Source organism: Saprospiraceae bacterium, from assembly GCA_016714025.1.
Classification (GTDB): domain Bacteria; phylum Bacteroidota; class Bacteroidia; order Chitinophagales; family Saprospiraceae; genus Vicinibacter.
Genome location: JADJOB010000002.1, coordinates 1061097 through 1079929, shown reverse-complemented (window position 1 = coordinate 1079929; position 18833 = coordinate 1061097). Strand labels below are relative to the sequence as shown.

Genomic DNA, 18833 nt, shown 5'->3' with positions numbered 1-18833 from the left:
GTTTTCCAGCAAAATGGGCTTAAATGGGGTATTTTTAAATATATGGCTACCTTTGCCCTTCAATTTTTGCTTATGTTAATGTCTATGACCGGTTTTGGAAATTCGAAAGGCCATTTACAAGGCAAAGAGATTATTATTGAAATACGCTGCGTCAATTCTAAAGTAAACGATTTTAGACTTAAAATTCCAAATAGCTACCGCCAGCATGAGCTCGATTTACGCAAAATTCTCAATGACCGGGTGATTCGGGGTAAAATGGATCTCAGTATTTCAGTAGACTCTAAAGGGGGTGAAGAGGAATTTGCCATCAACAAGAATTTGTTTCTGAATTTTTACAATCAAATTCAAGCACTTTCCACTCATATCGACCTGAGCCATTCGGATATTCTGAATGCCATAATGAAATTTCCCAATGTCATTATGTCACAGGATACGCTGATCAGTAAAGAAGAGTATAACTATGTATTGGATTTACTGTTTGAAGCCATTGAAAAACTCAACGATTTTCGTTCGATCGAAGGGACCATTATTGCAAATGACATGGTTTTCCGAATTAAAAGTATTTTAGATCAATTAGAAGCAGTTGAAAAAGAAGATCCCAAACGATTTGTTATCTTAAAAGAAAAATTGTTAAAATCCCTTCGAACAAATTTTGAAGGTGAAAATATTGACATGAATCGATTTGAACAGGAATTGCTTTACTACCTCGAACGGTTGGATATCACTGAAGAAAAAGTTAGACTTCGACAACACTGCGAATACTTTTTAGAAGAAATTAATAAAGAGTCTACACAAAAATCCAGAAAACTCAATTTTATTACTCAGGAAATTGGAAGGGAAATTAATACCTTAGGTTCTAAAGCACAATTTTCCCCAATTCAGAAATTAGTAGTCAATATGAAAGACGAACTGGAAAAAATAAAGGAACAAATGGCTAATGTTTTATGATTTCAAAATTGGCCGGTAAAATTATCATACTCACGGCACCATCCGGTTCAGGCAAAACGACCCTTGCCAATTATTTATTAAAACAATTCGATCAATTAGTATTTTCGGTTTCTGCCACCACCCGGCCTCCAAGAATCGGTGAAACTCATGGTGTTAATTACTATTTTTATTCACAACAGCAATTTCAAAATTCAATACAGCAACAGGAATTTTTAGAATTTCAGGAAGTATATCCCGGTCAATATTATGGCACCTTATTGTCAGAACTTGAACGGATCTGGTCTTTAAATAAAATCGCCTTGTTTGATATCGATGTAAAAGGTGCTCATGTAATAGAATCCAATTTTAAAGAAAACATTCTTTCTATTTATGTTAAAGCTTCCAGTATCGAAACTTTGAAACAACGTCTTATTTTGAGAGGTACAGAAACTGCTGAAAGTTTAGAAAGGCGTTTATTAAAAGCGCAAGATGAACTTGAATATGCAAAATATTTTGATTACGTCATCTCGAATGATAAACTGGAATTAGCCCAATCAATAATTCATCAAATTGTCTCGGATTTTGTCAAGACTCCCTTGAAATAAGTGCAATCTTTTCCGTGCAATTTTTTTTAATCCAATCGGGTGCATTTGTAACATCCCAAACCAAGGGCAAAATGGGTAGCTTAACTAAGTAAATGGATTGAATTGTTAAATTTTGAAAATAGGTATTTAAATCTACAGAAGCTTTCACAGGATTTCTCTTTTTAAAAAACCAGGCAGCTTCATTAAATTGGCTAATAACAAAGGTTTTTTCAAACTGATGTTTGTATTTAGCTAGCAATTTGATTTTTTGATTGAAATCAATATGATCCAGTAATCCCAATAAAAAAATAAGATCAAACTTTAAATCTGTGGTCACTGTTTCGTCCAGAATATCAGCCTGAATAAAAAATGCATGCTGTTGAAAGTCCATCTGATCAAGTCCTAAATAGGATTTCATTCGCGGACCTTCCAATTTATATAGAAGCATTTCACCACAAGCTAAATCAAGCACTGAAGCATTTTCAACAGAAATATATTTCAAAATATGTTTGAGTCTGTTTTGATAGTATCGACGGTTTTTTATATAAATCTTGCGGCTCAATTGATTTTCCTTAATGAAATACTTTCAAAAATAATTCTGAATATGCTTCACAGACCTTTTGATTGGAATAAAATGATTCAATTTTAAGGCGACCTGCTGCACCCATTGATTTATATTGCTCGTCTGCAAGCTGAGACATGCGTACCATCGCATTGGAAAGCGATTGAATATCTTTGGCGGGAACTAAGAATCCTTCCACCCCATCTGTAATCAATTCATTGACTCCTGCGACATTCGAAGCAATAACTGGTTTACACATCGCCATTGCTTCCATCAAAGATCTGGACATCCCTTCCCGATAGGTAGGCAAGACCACAAAATGAACCTGCTTCAATAAAGTTGCAACTTCAGATTGCTTTCCCAGGTAATCAAGCTTTGGAATTGAATGTAGTAAATGGACAATTTCCTCATAGCCATTTTTATAATCTGCTTCAAGCAAATCACCTGCAACCCAAAAACGCAGGTTTGCTTGTTCCTGAGATAAAATTTTAGCAGCAAGTAAAAATTCTCTGATTCCTTTGTCCGGATGAAGCCTTCCTAAATATAAAAAAATAAATTGCCTTGAATTGATATTTACTGGATCAGGTTTAAAACGATTCAAATCAACGCCACTGCCCGGAATAATAAAAGTTTTGGAAATTGGAAATAAACTTCTTTGACACCACTCGTTACGATCTAAATGATTATGAAACAAAAGATACTTGTTGCCTGATAATGCCCAATGATAAAACTTCTGTATGATCCTATTCACAAATGTATCTCGAATGAAAACAGTGCCTAAACCAGTTAGGCTTGAAACGGTTGAAATGTTGAGCCATCTTGCAGCCAAACTAGAATAAATATTCGGCTTGATCGTATGTGGTAAAATCAAGGCAGGTTTATAAAGCTTCAATAGTTTAAAATATTCAAATACCAATAGAAAATCCTGAAACGGATTGCGCGATTTGGCATTTAGATGCTTAATTGGAATGTATTCAATGTTCTTCCAACTTATAATAAACTTTGTATATTCATCCTCCGGTGCGATTACTATTACCCGATAATTTTGATCTGCTAGAAATTGAATCAGTGTTTTTCGAAAATTAAAAATATTCCACGAAGAATTAGCAAGAACCGCTACGCACAGCTTATCATCGGTGACCATAAAATTCAGCTAAGATGGATTCGGTCATCATATAGGTAATATATTGACGGTTGTACTTTTTAATAAATTCCATTCGAAATTTAATTGTGTACGGATGCATTTCCATGTAATCTTTAATCATAGGAAAGTTGCAAGGTTCAAATATAAAAATGTTCTCTTTGAGTTCTTCTTCCATGAATTTCTTAGCTACCCCAGAAACCCCTGCGATGATTGGTACATTTCCACCCCCATATTCAAACAATTTAGATGGAAGCACTTTTTCAAGTGATTTATAATCGTTTAAATGTAAAAATAGATAATGTGAGTTGCAGTAGTAATGTAGAAGTTGTTTGCGTTCAACCGGAGGTATTATAATTATGTTTTTTAAACCAAACCGCTCAATTTCAGCTTCCAATTTATGCTTGGCTGAACCATCACCAATAATCTGGAATGTATGGCTTCCTTTTAAATAGTCTGCCAAAGGCGGAATAATCTTGTGAAGAGCTTGAGCTTCTCCAATGTTTCCGGCATAGGTTACGATCATTCTTTTTGTAGATAGTTCTGTGTTTTGAGACCATCCATAAAAAAGATCATCTATGCCATTTGGGAAAAAGCTGATATTCCCTCTATAGGTCTTTGGAATACTGTCACGAAATCCTTCTGAGTTAATGCTGATATGCTTAGCATGCATTAAAGTTGGAATTTCAAACTTATTTCGAACAAACTTGCTGATGGCATTTGCTAACCTCGGATAAGGGATAAATTCAGCCAGATTCTCTGAAAACAAATCCCTTAAATCTAAATAATAAGGTGCCATGGTTTTCTTGGAAATTCTATATGCCAAATGCGCAGTAAATAATTTAGAAGACGAAACAAAAATCGTATGAAATTTAATTTTTCTTAAAAGTTTCCAAACACCCCGCTGATAATAATAAAATGAAATCAACTGTTTAAAAAAACGGTTATGATGTTGTGGTACATGAATCCGGTAAATTGTTAAATTTCCATGTTCTTCAACATCCGGGACTTTTTTATCATGAGATGCATATCGGTTGGGGTGGGTACAAATAAGATGAATGTGTGTAAACTCTGTGAGACACTTTGACAGCGTTTTAGCAAGATAGGTATTACGAAAAGAGCCGGCACTTAGATCCGGTTCATAGTAATAACTCAAATATAGAATATGCTTCAAGAAATTAGTTTAAAATATGTTACAAGTGTTTCCTCAAACTGAACGGCTAACTTCGTGCTATCCAATTTCGAATTAAAATCAACAGCCTGTTCAAATGGAACTAACTCGCTTTGATGGGATCCTTCAAAATTAATTCTCAATCCAAGTTCCTGAATGTACCATTCTGTTTCAATAGGTACTATTTGAATCCCTGCATCAAAATGAAAATTGGCTATTGTTGATTTAAATTTTCTGTTCAAAGGTACAACACTATCTACAATACATAAACAATTTTCAGTCAACAAAATTTTACGCGTGTGTTGAAATCCATTATGCCATAAAACCCTGGCTTCAAGAGAATTTTTTGTAAAAGAAATTAGCTGTATCTTTGCTCGTTTTGCCATTCTGAATGCACCCCAAATCTGCGATTGATTCTCATTCTCATAACAAATTGTGTTGTGTGAAGCGGTTGATTTCTCAAACAGTCTAATCGAATTGTTTTCATACGTCGAAATGCCACTATCTACAAGGATCGCCTTGTCTTTATAATAGAGGACCAAATGCAACATATCTGTATGGATATGTCCGGGTTGAAAAGTAGGTATGACATTTCCACAATTTACAATTACACAAAAATCATCTTGTTGCAATTTCCTGTATCCGCTTTCACTCAATTCAATTTCCTTAAATGAAGCATCCAATCGTTTCCAAATGGATTGCAATTGACTGTAGTCTGGATTTTGTCCATAAGTAGAGTCATTAAATAATGGAAAATTTGATTGATGCAGCATCATTTGATCAGCCCATGAAACCATTTTTGAAATGAAATTGCTTAGCTTGTTTAAATCAGTTTGCGTATTAAAATAAACTTCTGCAGTTTGATAAATTAACAAAAGACGGTATAGAATATGTAAATGGTAACCAGGGCTTTTCTCAAAATGCGCTCCATCCCTTAAAATTTGCTGCTCAAGTTGTTCTAATAGTTTTATATAATAAAAATCAAACCTCCCTTTCTCGTTCAAATAACAAAAAGCAAAGCAAAGTGCCATAAAATTTTCAAGCAAATGATTGGCATCCAAATGATATTCCAGATTTGTCTCCAAAAAATGTACCTGACGCTTTAATGCCAAAGCACAGCATGGATCTGTGTCCTGACTGTAATTATTAATAAAAAGCAAACTACTGAAGATACGTCGTGAAACAGGATAAGGTTCCAATTTTAACCTCCCCTTGAGAATATGATTGGAAATGTCTTTTAGTAAATCGCTTCGCTGACTTATTGGAATGGAATCATCCAATATATAGTCCATGTATTGCAAGTGATAATTCCAGAGTTTTCCATATTCAGAAAAATTCCAATCTACTGCACTTTCAAATTCTTTGGTTTGATTTAGTAAATCAAAGCTTAAATGCCGGATGGACTGATTTCCACAATATACATAAGGGTATGAAATGGATTTGAAGTCCAACTTCAATAAATCCCATTTCTTATAATTCGAAATTCTATAAAATAAAGTCCACTTGATGCGATAATGCAGCTGATAATAAATTTGCCTGAATTTTAAAAAGCGAAGTGTATGAATATATAAAAGTGCTATTTTGATCAATCGTCTGAATTTAAACACTTACAAGAATCTTTGCAATTCGCTCAGCTGCATGACCATCCCATAAATCCGGTATCTGTCCTTTTTTTAAATTTCCAGAACGAATTTGATCCACATAATAAAGTGCATTTTTTACATCAAGATCATCTATCAGAATATTAGTCCCAATTTCAACAGTCACTGGACGCTCAGTTGTTTTTCTAAATGTTAAACATGGAATTTGCAAATAAGTAGACTCTTCTTGAATTCCCCCTGAATCTGTTAAAATCAAACTACATGCATTCATCAAACTAATAAATTCGAGGTATGCAAGAGGCTCTGTAATAATCAGGTTTGTAATGGAATTAAATTGCTCAAGCAATTGAAATCGTTCCATGTTTTTCCGGGTCCGCGGATGAACAGGAAATACCAATGGAAAACGCTTGCACAATTCAACAATTAATTCAAGCATTTTCTTTAATCCGTTTTGATCGTCAACGTTGGATGGACGATGCATCGTCATTATTGCAAATTCTTTATTTCCCAAGTTGTAGGAAAGAGGAGTTTGCAAAGAAATTGCTTTAGGTAAATAATAATGCAAAGAATCAATCATACAATTTCCTACAAAATGAATTTTTTGTTGAGGAATGTTTTCTTGTATCAGATTAATGGTTGCAGAAGCCTCGGTCGTAAATAAATATTCACTCAAACGATCTGTCAGAATTCTATTTATTTCCTCAGGCATGGTAGGATCATTGCTGCGAAGTCCAGCTTCTACATGCGCGACCGGAATACCCAATCTTACGGCTGTTAAGGCACAAGCAATGGTAGATGTAACGTCTCCCACCACAACAATTAGATCCGGTTGAACCTGCTCCAAAACATGTTCAAAAGCAAGCATGATTTCTGCTGTCATCTTGGTGTGAGATCCTCCTGTTACACCTAAATAAAAATCAGGTTTGGGTAAAGCAAGTTGTTCAAAAAATACCGTGCTCATTTGCTTATCAAAATGCTGACCGGTGTGAACTATAATAGATTCGATGCCAGGCCATGCTTTCAGCGCTTTATGTAAAGGAGCGACCTTCATAAAATTTGGCCGTGCACCCACCACTTGTATAATTTTCATTGGACGCATCTATTGATTCTTTCCTTGAAGTTGATCAATGATATCAAAACACAAGGTACTAACATGGCATACTTCTTTAAAATACTTTTTATTAAAATAATCAGAATCAGGATTGAACAATTCCTTGAATTGATGGTAATAGCCTTTATCTTGTGTTTGAAATAAATTAAATGGAGAACTAATTCCAAAATTTCTGATTCGTTTAAAATTATGGAGTTCAATTACTTTATTTGTAAAAAATACTTGAATAGTTTCTTTCTCTAGTTGCTTCGACCCATTGCTCAGATATTGTATGGTTGCTATGCTCCCATTTGCATATTTCAATTGGATGCTCAAGGTATCTGCTAACTGACTACTTGTTTCTCTACCCATGGAGATTGTATTCAAAGCAATTACATTAGATTTTGTAAGGAAATTACAGAGGTCAATAAAATGACAAACTTCACCAAGTATTCTTCCTCCTCCAATTTCAGGATCCTGTACCCAATGCTTTGGATCAATATATCCGGCATTAATTACATAATTTATACTCAATTGGTTTTCGACTCCTTTAATTAAATTGCAAACCTTGGTAATTGTTGGCGCAAATCGTCTGTTATAACCTATAGCAAGTCTGCTATTGTCATTATAGGAAGTCTGAATTTTATTAAGATCTTCTCTTACGATGCACAGCGGTTTTTCAACAAACACTTGTTTTCCGGCTTCCAGACATTTAATAATCAAACTGGCATGAGCGTGGTGTCTGTTTGCTATGATCACTAAATTAATGTCTGGATTTAGAATCACAGCATCCAGTTCAGAACTGATATTTTGGAATCCAAATTTTTTTGCAAGTTGACCTGCATTGGGGCGACTGCTGCATAATGTGATCAATTCAACTGGAAATTTTTTAAGTTCCGGCAAAATAATGGATGAACAAAAATTCCCAGAACCAATCACCCCAATTCTGAATGGACCTTTGCGATCTTGATCTGAATTCAAAAAAATTGTCTGACGATCTTTTAAAGGACTCCCAGTTTGGTAATCAATTAAATTAGCATATTTCAATTGATCTAAATTCGTATAATACGATTGGATCACTTGATCAAAGGAAACGCGTTGTTTCACTAGTGGACTTAATTGCAGTTGACCCTGTTCCATCAATTGCAGGATTGCTTCCATATTGCGCTTCTCAGTCCATCTTACAAAGCCAATGGGGTAATCGATTGCTTTATCCTCGAATTCTGGATCATATCTTCCGGGACCATAACTGCATGCTACTTGAAAAGTAAGTTCTTTTTTATAAAACAAATCACGGCTGATTTCATTTCCAACAAGACCGATTAAAATGATCCGACCACGTATTCTGCACAATGCTGCAGCATCATTAATCAAATCTTGTTTTGCACTTGCTGTTATGATCACCGCATCTGCTCCTATTCCTTTAAATTCAGATTGAAATAATTCTCCTGGTTTGTGGATGCTGCTATTCAATGCCCGTATGCCGAATTGTCGGGCTAGTTCTATAGAATCATTAGAAACATCCATACCAATTACCTCACATCCATTGGCTTTTAGAATCTGACACGCCAACAAGCCAATCAAACCCAAACCCATGACTACGACCCGTTCTCCCAACTCAACATCAGCCAACCGGATTCCTTGCAAAGCAATTGCAGCAAGCAAGGTCATTGCAGCATCTTCATTTGAAACAGAATCCGGTATTTTGGCGCATAAATTTTTAGAAATGACATTATATTCCGAGTGAAATCCGTTGCAAACAACTCGATCTCCAATTTTAAATTCATGGACACCAGCACCAACTTCCCGAATAATTCCAACATTTGAATATCCCAATGGAATTGCCTGGTCCAATTTAGCTTCAACTGCTTTATACGTATTAAGAAAACCGTCGGTTTGAATTTTTTGAACCAACTGTTTAAATTTTTCAGGTTGTTGTGCTATTTTTTGGATCCAATTTGACTTTCCAAATTGTACCAGCATTCGCTCCGTGCCGGGAGAAACTAAAGAACACACAGACTCTACAAGTACAAAATTTTTACCTGCTACCGGTTTTGGAATTTCTTCAAAAAATGTTTCACCGGATTTAAGACTTTGCATTAATAACTTCATAATGACTGCATTAAAAATTGGGCAAATCGCAAATCCATTTCTGTATTAATATCTAACGAACGTTCGTCAGGCATTATAAAAGCGGCACAGTTTTCATTTAATAATTGGTTTTTTTGAATCAACTCAATCCTTGATGCATAAACAGCCCCATTCCGAACATACACGGGCTCTAATTGATGGGCTGCCATACGACCATTTTCTGCTTCCACCAAAGGAACTAATAATCCGTGTTCGATTCGTTTAAATTTAATAGGATGAAGGTCATGCGGGACCCTTCTGACGCTTGCTGCACAATCGGCTTTGCTAGCTTCAAGGCATTCAATAACTGAATCAATGTCGTCACTTATTGTAAAAGGACTGGTAACCTGAATGATGACAATAAGATCAAAATGTAAGGAATTATGTTTTTCCAGAAAATCCAGTGCATGCTGCGTGTATTCCAGTGCGGTGGATTGATCCGTGGATAGAGATTCGGGTCTTTGAATGCAAAGTATTTTTGAATGATACTGTCCTGCAGAATTCAAGATGGTTTCATCATCAGAACTTACAGCAATTGCTGTCAATTTTTTGGAATTTAAAGCAGCATCCAATGCATAACTTAACAAGGGTTTTCCATTAAGCAAGCGCATATTTTTTCCAGGGACTCTTTTTGATCCAGAACGGGCGGGAACGATGCCTAATACTTTACTCATATCAAAAACTTGCTATGATTTGATCAATAATATATGCCTCCGTTTTTTCCGAGGATTCTACTGTTAATCCTCCTATATGCGGTGTGATAATCAAATTATCATGCTGTTTCTGATAATGATACAAGGGATCATTGAATTGAATTTCAGGTTCATTTCTCACCACATCCAATGCAGCACCTGCAAGATGACCTGATGTCAAAGCATCAACGAGATCCTCTTCAATGACAAGATTTCCTCTAGACGTGTTGATCAGAAAAGCTCCTTTTTTTATCTTAGAAAAGAACGCTTTATTAATAAATCCTTCATTTCCTTCATTCAAATCAATGTGTATGCTAATAATATCTGACTCGGCTAACAAAGTATCTAATTCACAAAATTGAATCTTATTATGATGGATGTGTTTTGATTCATCGATTTCAAAACAACAAATTTTCATATCAAAAGCAATGGCATACTCTGCCACAATTTTTCCCAATCGACCGTAGCCAATGATGCCCAAAGTCTTTTGGTATAATTCAGTTCCCTTGAATGCATTCCTGTTAAATTGATTTGAACTTACATGGTTTGCTGCCGGAACAATATTCCGTATTAAACACAACATCAAAGCCATTGTATGCTCTGCAGTTGCACGAATTCCTTTTAAAAAATCAGTTGCTCCTTTTAAACTAATGACCCGAATATTATTTCTATTACATGCTGTCAGGTCAATATGATCCAATCCAGTGACAGGAGTCGCAATAATTTTACATCGTTGATGAGGATCTAAATTGCTTTCATGAATTCTAAAAGCAAGTTTAAAAAATAATACATCGCATTGCGCAAACACCTGTTTTAAATCTGAAGCAGTTATTTTTTGATAAACCACGTCAAATTTCAATTCCAACAATTGTTTGCTTTTGATAGCTAGTTCGTTTGGTTCAGCTACCCACACTACCGGTTTTAATTTTAAATTCAATAGCTGATTTTTTTATCAAATGTAAGCGGCAAGCTCGCTAAAGCTTCTGCAATTCGAACACCAGCTTTCCCATCTCCATAAATAAATTCCGGTTTATACTTGCCATGATTTATCTGGAATTGGATTGCCTTTACTATTTCTTCCTGGTTGTATTCAACATGTAAGACATTGGCCCCACGTGACCGTCCTGCTTGTCTGCTTCCGATATCTACTACTGGAATTCCTAAAAACGAACTTTCACGGATGCCCACACTTGAATTTCCAATCAGGCATTTACACGATAATAAAAGCCTTAAAAAATCCGCGGGTTCCATATTTTTAAAGAAATGGATCTTAGAATCGGGATACTTTTCTCGAAACGCCCGAATTCCTTTAGATGTTCCATCTGAACCTGCATCAACATTTGGCCAAAACCACAGACAGGATTTGTCTAAAGCTTTAATGGCTTGTAAGCTGATTTCAATTTGTGAACGCGCTTCATGATATTCTGTTGTGACTGGATGTTGCAATACAACTACAAAATCATCCGGATTAAACCGATCGGTCCCGACTCCACCATATTTTGATAATGGATCAAAAATGCATGTTTCTTGTTGTATAACATCTAATGCAATATCCAAAGAAGGACAGCCTGTTACGACTACGGATTCTACTGATTCTCCCAATTTAATCACACGCTGGTAGGCATCTTCAGATGCTACTAAATGAAGGTCTGCAAGTTTTGTAATTGCGTGTCTAACTTTTTCATCAATGCTTCCTGTTACTTCTCCACCTTGTATATGAATTAAAGGAATGTTCATATAACTTGCAGCAACTGCAGTAGCCATAGTTTCAAATCGATCAGCAATTGTGACAACCGCATCGGGTTTAAGATTTTCAAACACTGTTGCAAGTTCAAGAATTCCCAAGCCCGTTGTTTTAGCTTGTGCTGTAAGATTTTCGCCTTCCAGTACATTAAAAACTTTAGCAGCAATGCGAAATCCATCTTGTTCGATGTATTCAAATGCTTTACCATATCGGTCCAGTAGGGCAGATGCTGCCACCACCAATTGCAATTCAAGATCCTTATGATTTTGAATGGCAGTCAAAGCCGATTTAATCCTGCTGTAACTAGGTCTTGCTGTTATAACCACGCAAATTTTGCGTATTTCTTTATTCGACATCGGACCAGTTTATAAATTGATTAGCATGCAAGCCATGAATTAATTTTTTACCAATTAATTTTTGGAATTCAGAAGTTGGAATTCCATATCCTGCAGGTTTTTTGCTTTCTAAATCTGATTTTAGTATTACATGGCCGGCATCCAATTGCTTTCTGGTTGCAAGCGACTTACCAAACAAAGTTCGCATTTCATTGAATTGATCGGAAGCATCTTTTAATCCTGTTTGTATGCAAGCGTTTTCAACAAATTCTACAGACTCCACCAATTGTCCAACTTCTTCAATAGTTAATGAGGCAATTGCATCGGGACCAAACATGCGTTTGTCAAAACAAACGTGAAATTCCAATAATTCAGCTCCTAATGCGACTGCGCAAGTTCCAGCATAAATGGTTCCGGAATGATCAGAATAACCAACCGGCACCCCAAAACGTTGTTTCATTTCCGGTATCAAATGCAAACCAGTTTTTTCCGGTGGACAAGGATACAAACTCGTGCATTGCATTACACTAAGCTCAGATTGAAATGCTTTTAAAAAATTTACGGAATGCTCCAATTCCTTCCAATCACTCATACCACTCGAAAGAAGTATGGGTTTTCCGGTTTGTGCAATCCGATCAAGCAATAATAAATTACTAACATCCCCCGAACCAACTTTATACCGGTTTACTTGGAGCCTTTCAAGCATTTCGACTGCAGCAATTGAAAAGGGCGTTGCTAAAAATTCCATGTCATTTTCTTCCACATGTCTTTTAATATCCTGCCATTGCTCGAAACTAAATTCCATCCGCTTCCAATAATCTTTACGGGTCTTATCAACATAAGAAAAAGGAATTCTAAATTTTTCAAATTCACTGCTCTCTGCTTCAGCATTATGGATCTGAAATTTTATTGTTTGAACACCCGTTTCTGCCAGGGCATCAATAAATGAATGTAAAATTCCCAAACTACCATCGTGCGCTTGAGCAATTTCAGCAATGAGTTGGGTTTTCATTTTAATTTATTTAGCTAATGGATGATAATCACCAACCAATCCAATGGCTTGCTTGTTTCGAATCTCATAAACCGTTTGAATAGAAGCTCTGGATTCCTCTAAACCAAATCCGTTACCATTTAAAATTTCCTGATAAGATAATGTATGCAAATCAGTAAATCCTTCACTAAATTCAAATTCCGAACCATTAATTTCTAAGCAACGATAGGTTTTCTTTCCGCTGGCCCGAATTGTATCTGGCAATGCATTTTCATTGATACTTAAAAAATAACGAACATTTGCACGTTCGTATTCTATCATTCCGGCCACCCGATCTTCAGTTATTAAATGGACTATATTTTGTTTAACTTCACCAAATAGCCAGGAAAGTAAATCATAAAAATGAACTCCAATGTTAGTCGCGATTCCACCTGATTTACTGATATCCCCTTTCCAGGACGAATGATACCACTTTCCACGGGATGTAATATAAATTAGATCTACCTGATGCTTCTTACTATAAACTTCGCTTAATAGTTTCGTTCTCAATTCAATTACCTTGGGATGCACTCTTAATTGCAAGATCGTATTGACTTTCTGACCTGTTTCTGATTCCATCTCTTTTAAAGCATCTATATTCCATGGATTTAACACCAAGGGTTTCTCACAAATTACATCTGCTCCCATACGCAATCCAAAACGAATGTGTGCATCGTGCAAATAATTTGGAGAACATACAGACAAATAGTCCATCCCTTCTCCTTTGCGTTTTAACTTATAGAGATGCCGGTCAAATCGTTCAAATTCAGTAAAAAAATCAGCTTCAGGAAAATAAGAGTCCATGATTCCAACGGAATCATTTTTATCCATAGCAGCAATCATTGTGTGTCCAGTTTCCTTAATGGCCTTCATATGCCTGGGTGCAACGTAACCACCGGCACCGATCAATGCAAATCGTTTCATGATAATTTTATAACTTTTCGGTCTTCCAATTTATAGCGCTCTCCTGATTCCGGACAAACAGCAATTCCATCACGATCAAACTGTAATTTGTGACCATATGAACTCATCCAACCTGTTTGTCTCGCAGGATTTCCAATCACCAGTGCATAATCGGGTACTTCTTTGGTTACTACTGCGCCCGCTCCGATAAATGCATATTCACCAATGTCATTTCCACATACGATGGTAGCATTCGCACCAATAGATGCTCCGCGCTTAACCCGTGTTTTTAAATATTGATCCCTCCGGTTTACAGCGGATCTTGGATTGATTACATTAGTGAAAACCATCGAAGGTCCTAAAAAAACATCCTCTTCACAAATCACACCGGTATATATTGAAACATTGTTTTGCACTTTTACATTAGGACCCAATTCGACACCGGGTGAAATCACTACATTCTGTCCCAGGTTGCAATTTTTTCCAATGATACAATTGGACATAATATGTGAAAAATGCCAGATCTTGGTTCCATCACCTATTGAGCAATCTGCATCAATTACTGCAGTTGGATGCGCAAAATAGCCTCCCATAATTTAAGAAGTTAAAAATTTTTTGACGTGATTAATTATATAATCAAGCATTTCATTATTCAATTCAGTATGCATAGGCAACGAAAGTACTTCCTTGCATAATATTTCTGTGATAGCCAATTGGTTTACATTTCCTTTAAAAGCTTTATATGCCTTTTGTTCATACAGCGGTACAGGATAATAAATTGCATTGGGGATTTGAATTGAATCCAAATAAGCTTTTAATTCATCACGCTTTCCATTGGTGATTCGCATGGTATATTGATGAAATACATGGCTTGAATGCTTTGCTCGATAGGGTGTAATAAGCATCGGAAGTTCTTTAAAACCAGCATCATAATAATCTGCTACAGCAACCCGGGCTTTTGCATAGGAATTTAAATATTTTAATTTTACATTAAGGATGGCTGCCTGAATGGCATCTAATCTTGAATTCACACCGACGACATCATGATAATACCTTACAGATCCCTGACCGTGATTGGCTATCATCCGAATTTGCTCTGCCAATGCGTCATCATTGGTAAACATTGCACCTCCATCACCATAACATCCAAGATTTTTTGATGGAAAAAAAGAAGTGCAACCAATATGTCCAATGGTTCCTGCTTTCTGTTTCGTTCCGTTTTGGTTATAATAATCAGAACCAATAGCTTGAGCATTGTCTTCAACAACATACAAGTTATGCTCTTTAGCGATGGCCATTATTTCTTCCATTTGTGAGGATTGACCAAACAAATGGACTGGCACAATGGCTTTGGTTTTAGGTCCTATATTTTTTTTGATTTCATCCAGCTGGATGTTAAAATCATTTAAATTCACATCGACCATGACGGGAACCAATCGCAACAAGGCAATAACTTCTGCAGTTGCCACATAAGTAAATGCCGGGAGTATTACTTCATCTCCGGGTTGCAGACCAAGTGCCATCAATGCAATTTGCAAAGCATCCGTTCCATTTGCACAAGGAATCACATGTTTTACTCCTAAATAATTTTCTAAATTAGTTTTAAAAGCATTTACTACCGGTCCACCAATAAATATACTTGAATCCAAAACTTCCTGAATGGAAGCATCTACTTCCGGTTTGATCTTAGCATACTGGGTTCCTAAATCTACCATGTGCAATTTCATACTATCGAATATTTTTTTGTTTATATATTAATGTCTTCCAATACTGTAATATTTAAAACCCAATTCGGCCATTTTACTGTGTTCAAAAACATTTCGGCCATCAAAAATGACAGGCAATTTCATCCCATTCTTCATTTTATCAAAATCGGGTGATCGAAAAACATTCCATTCAGTAACTAATGCCAATGCATCTGCATCCTGAATGGCTTCATACATATCTTTTGCATAATGTATTTTTTCTCCAAATACCTGTTTTACATGATGGGTTGCTTCCGGATCGTATACGCTGATATTTGCACCGGCAGCTAACAAATCACTTATAATCTCTAAAGCCGGAGCTTCCCGAATGTCATCGGTATTGGGTTTAAACGCCAATCCCCAAAAGGCAATTTTTCTACCTTTCAAATGATTTTCAAAATGATTTAAAATTTTATTGCTAAGAATTTTCTTTTGTGATTTATTTACATCCATGACAGCTTTTAAAATCCTGAATGGATATTGATGTTGTTCAGCAGTTTGATGTAATGCTGTCACATCTTTTGGAAAACAAGATCCACCATATCCAACTCCCGGAAATAAAAATCGCTTCCCAATCCGATTGTCACTTCCCATGCCCATGCGAACCATATCGACATTGGCTCCCGTTTGTTCGCATAGATTGGCAATTTCATTCATAAAACTGATACGGGTTGCCAGATATGCATTAGCAGCATATTTAGTCAATTCTGCACTTCGTAAATCCATGTGAAAGATGGGATTTCCCTGTCGAACAAAAGGTTCATACAATTCCGTCATCTTATCTCTGGCTCTAGTTGAACTACTCCCAATTACAACTCGATCCGGTTTCATAAAATCTTCTACAGCAACTCCTTCCCTTAAAAATTCCGGGTTTGAAACAACATCAAAGAGCTTTTGATCCAATTGAGTTGCCAATAATTCAATCACTTTTTCTGCTGTTCCAACCGGAACGGTACTTTTATTAACGAGCACCGTATATTTTGTGATAAGTTTTGCAATGTCCGAACTCGCTTGCAACACATAACTTAAATCAGCAGCGCCATCTTCTCCCTGTGGAGTTGGGAGTGCCAAAAAAAGGATTTCTGCATGTTGCACTGCTTCTTGAAGACTTGTCGTAAATTTCAATCGACCCTCTTCCACATTTCGCTCAAATAAAGTCTCCAGGCCGGGTTCAAAAATTGGAATTTTGCCATTCTTTAAGTCTTCAACTTTTTTAGCATTTATATCTACGCAAATCACTTGATTTCCTGTTTCTGAAAAACAAGTCCCTGTAACCAATCCTACATATCCTGTACCTATGATGCTGATATTCATTTTAATAATTTATTATAATCTCCAATAGGTCATCCCATTTCCAGGGTTTGGATAAAGCCCTTTCAAGTCAACCAATACCGGATCTGATTTCATCAGATTTTTAAAAAAACTCATATCAAGATTTTTGTAATCCTGATGTGCAACTGCTACTACAACTGCATCATAATCCGTATCAGGCGTTTTTTTAATCTGTATACCATATTCATGTTTCACTTCATTTGGATCAGCATAGGGATCATTTACATCTACCTGCACAGAATATCCACGCAATTCATCATACAAATCGGCAACTTTGGAATTCCGGATATCTGATACATTTTCTTTAAATGTAATGCCACTGATCAGTACTTTGCAATTGCTTGGATTTTTACCCTTTCCTATTAAAAGCTGAACCAATTTTTTTGCAATAAATGCAGGCATCCTGTCATTGATTCTGCGTCCGCTTAAAATAACTTCCGGATCATAACCCAGTTGTTTTGATTTATGTAAAAGATAATATGGATCCACTCCGATACAATGACCTCCAACCAATCCAGGTGAAAATTTCAGAAAATTCCATTTGGTTCCAGCTGCTTCAAGTACCTCGTGTGTATCAATCCCCATCCGGTCAAAAATCATAGCCAGCTCATTCATAAATGAAATGTTTAAGTCACGCTGACTGTTCTCTATAACTTTTGCAGCTTCTGCAACTTTAATGCTGGATGCTTTATAAATTCCTGCTTGAATAATTGCACCGTAAACTTTAGCAATTTCATCCAATGCTTCTGCATCATTGCCTGATACAATTTTTAAAATGGATTCCAGTGTTCGGGTCTTATCACCCGGATTGATGCGCTCCGGAGAATATCCTATTTTAAAATGTATTCCGCAGACTAAGTTGGAACCTTTCTCTAAAATAGGCAAACAATCTTCTTCCGTACACCCAGGATATACGGTAGATTCATAGATAACATAATCTCCTTCTTTTAAAACTTTACCAATCGTTTTAGATGCTCCAAGTATCGGTTTTAAATCCGGAACTTTGTGTTCATCAACTGGTGTAGGCACTGCAACAATATAAAAATGAGCCTGGCGAAGAATATCCAATGAATCTGTAAATTCAATATCTGCATCTTTAAATGCATCTGCACTTAACTCTCTGGATGGATCCATGTGTTTCTTCATCATTTCGATCCGTTCCTCATTGATATCAAACCCGATTACCTTAAATTTCTTTGCAAAGCTCAATGCGAGCGGCAACCCTACATATCCAAGTCCTATAACTGCTAATTTTTTTTCTTTATTTAATAATTCCTGATACATATCTAAACTTTTGCAGACCACAACAATAAAGGTTCTTCATCTTTTAAAATTTTGAACATGGCTTTATCACTTCTATTTTCAAAAAGCAAAAAACGAATTTTGCGATGAATCAATTGTTCAACTTTGTCTACTAATTGAACTAAATATTCTTTATCCGGACGGCCCATTATGATTAAATCAATGATCTCACTGTCTTTCCCTTTACTAAAATCACCCGTCAGGTAAACTTCTTCAACTGCCCCAAGCCGCTCAATTACTTTTTCAGTAATCTGATCAATACCTAAATGCTTCAATAAGATATTGTGAATTTCATCGAATAAAGGATGACCCGTATTTGCTTTAAAGTACTTTCGATTTCCTTTGGTTTCACTGGACAACAGGCCTGCTTTTTCAAGCCGGTTTAATTCCAGTCGGATGCCATTGCTGGATTCTCCAAATTCAGATTCCAGACTTCGCAAATAAGTGGTATTTCTGCTATTGAGAAAAAACTTCAACAACAGCTTTATTCTGGTTTTCGAAGAAATTAAAACCTCAATCATATTTGAGCAACAAAATTACTCAT

Annotated in this window: 18 protein-coding genes; 2 read left to right on the top strand and 16 right to left on the bottom strand. The window is 36.1% G+C overall.

Annotated elements, in window-relative coordinates; genetic code table 11:
* Positions 1-42 precede the first annotated feature (42 nt).
* Positions 43-948 carry a YicC family protein gene (locus tag IPJ80_07525; protein ID MBK7913336.1) on the top strand — a complete coding sequence of 302 codons (906 nt, stop codon included), beginning with the start codon at positions 43-45 and terminating at the stop codon, positions 946-948.
* Complete coding sequence (gene gmk, locus IPJ80_07520; GenBank protein ID MBK7913335.1) at positions 945-1532, top strand: guanylate kinase; 588 nt, start codon at positions 945-947, stop codon at positions 1530-1532. Before IPJ80_07525 ends, gmk begins: the two co-directional genes overlap by 4 nt.
* Here the strand turns inward: gmk and IPJ80_07515 are convergent.
* From IPJ80_07515 to IPJ80_07440, 16 genes are read right to left on the bottom strand one after another with little or no spacing between them, the layout of a single operon-like run.
* Positions 1513-2073: a hypothetical protein gene (locus IPJ80_07515; protein ID MBK7913334.1), complete on the bottom strand. Its 561-nt coding sequence runs from the start codon at positions 2071-2073 to the stop codon at positions 1513-1515. The genes gmk and IPJ80_07515 overlap by 20 nt on opposite strands.
* 10 nt (positions 2074-2083) lie before the next feature.
* Positions 2084-3217 (bottom strand): glycosyltransferase family 4 protein, encoded by a 1134-nt coding sequence (locus IPJ80_07510; GenBank protein MBK7913333.1) that lies wholly within the window; start codon positions 3215-3217, stop codon positions 2084-2086.
* Entirely contained in the window at positions 3204-4388 is a 1185-nt protein-coding gene (locus IPJ80_07505) for a glycosyltransferase WbuB (GenBank protein MBK7913332.1), read from the bottom strand. The genes IPJ80_07510 and IPJ80_07505 overlap by 14 nt, the downstream gene beginning before the upstream one ends.
* A complete protein-coding gene (locus tag IPJ80_07500) occupies positions 4385-5974 on the bottom strand; it encodes an alginate lyase family protein (GenBank protein MBK7913331.1) in 1590 nt (529 codons plus the stop codon). Before IPJ80_07500 ends, IPJ80_07505 begins: the two co-directional genes overlap by 4 nt.
* Positions 5975-5984: 10 nt before the next feature.
* The gene (gene wecB, locus IPJ80_07495) at positions 5985-7076 is read right to left on the bottom strand and encodes a UDP-N-acetylglucosamine 2-epimerase (non-hydrolyzing) (protein ID MBK7913330.1); all 1092 of its coding nucleotides are present in this window, start codon (positions 7074-7076) and stop codon (positions 5985-5987) included.
* A 9-nt stretch (positions 7077-7085) separates the two neighbouring features.
* Positions 7086-9188, bottom strand: a complete 2103-nt coding sequence (locus IPJ80_07490) for a bi-domain-containing oxidoreductase (protein MBK7913329.1) — start codon at positions 9186-9188, stop codon at positions 7086-7088.
* Positions 9185-9880: an acylneuraminate cytidylyltransferase family protein gene (locus IPJ80_07485; protein MBK7913328.1), complete on the bottom strand. Its 696-nt coding sequence runs from the start codon at positions 9878-9880 to the stop codon at positions 9185-9187. Before IPJ80_07485 ends, IPJ80_07490 begins: the two co-directional genes overlap by 4 nt.
* 1 nt (position 9881) lies before the next feature.
* Positions 9882-10835, bottom strand: coding sequence for a hypothetical protein (locus tag IPJ80_07480; GenBank protein MBK7913327.1), 954 nt, complete (start codon positions 10833-10835; stop codon positions 9882-9884).
* Positions 10832-11998, bottom strand: coding sequence for a UDP-N-acetylglucosamine 2-epimerase (hydrolyzing) (gene neuC / locus IPJ80_07475; protein MBK7913326.1), 1167 nt, complete (start codon positions 11996-11998; stop codon positions 10832-10834). Before neuC ends, IPJ80_07480 begins: the two co-directional genes overlap by 4 nt.
* Entirely contained in the window at positions 11988-12989 is a 1002-nt protein-coding gene (locus IPJ80_07470) for an N-acetylneuraminate synthase family protein (GenBank protein MBK7913325.1), read from the bottom strand. Before IPJ80_07470 ends, neuC begins: the two co-directional genes overlap by 11 nt.
* Positions 12990-12995: 6 nt before the next feature.
* A complete protein-coding gene (locus tag IPJ80_07465; protein ID MBK7913324.1) occupies positions 12996-13931 on the bottom strand; it encodes a Gfo/Idh/MocA family oxidoreductase in 936 nt (311 codons plus the stop codon).
* Positions 13928-14503 carry an N-acetyltransferase gene (locus IPJ80_07460; GenBank protein MBK7913323.1) on the bottom strand — a complete coding sequence of 192 codons (576 nt, stop codon included), beginning with the start codon at positions 14501-14503 and terminating at the stop codon, positions 13928-13930. The genes IPJ80_07465 and IPJ80_07460 overlap by 4 nt, the downstream gene beginning before the upstream one ends.
* A gap of 3 nt (positions 14504-14506) precedes the next feature.
* On the bottom strand, positions 14507-15637 hold the full coding sequence (locus tag IPJ80_07455; protein MBK7913322.1) for a DegT/DnrJ/EryC1/StrS family aminotransferase: 1131 nt from the start codon (positions 15635-15637) through the stop codon (positions 14507-14509).
* 27 nt (positions 15638-15664) lie between these two features.
* Positions 15665-16969, bottom strand: coding sequence for a UDP-glucose/GDP-mannose dehydrogenase family protein (locus IPJ80_07450; GenBank protein ID MBK7913321.1), 1305 nt, complete (start codon positions 16967-16969; stop codon positions 15665-15667).
* Positions 16970-16981: 12 nt separating this feature from the next.
* A complete protein-coding gene (locus IPJ80_07445; GenBank protein MBK7913320.1) occupies positions 16982-18271 on the bottom strand; it encodes a nucleotide sugar dehydrogenase in 1290 nt (429 codons plus the stop codon).
* Between the two features lie 2 nt (positions 18272-18273).
* Positions 18274-18810, bottom strand: coding sequence for an ArsR family transcriptional regulator (locus tag IPJ80_07440; protein ID MBK7913319.1), 537 nt, complete (start codon positions 18808-18810; stop codon positions 18274-18276).
* Positions 18811-18833 lie beyond the last annotated feature (23 nt).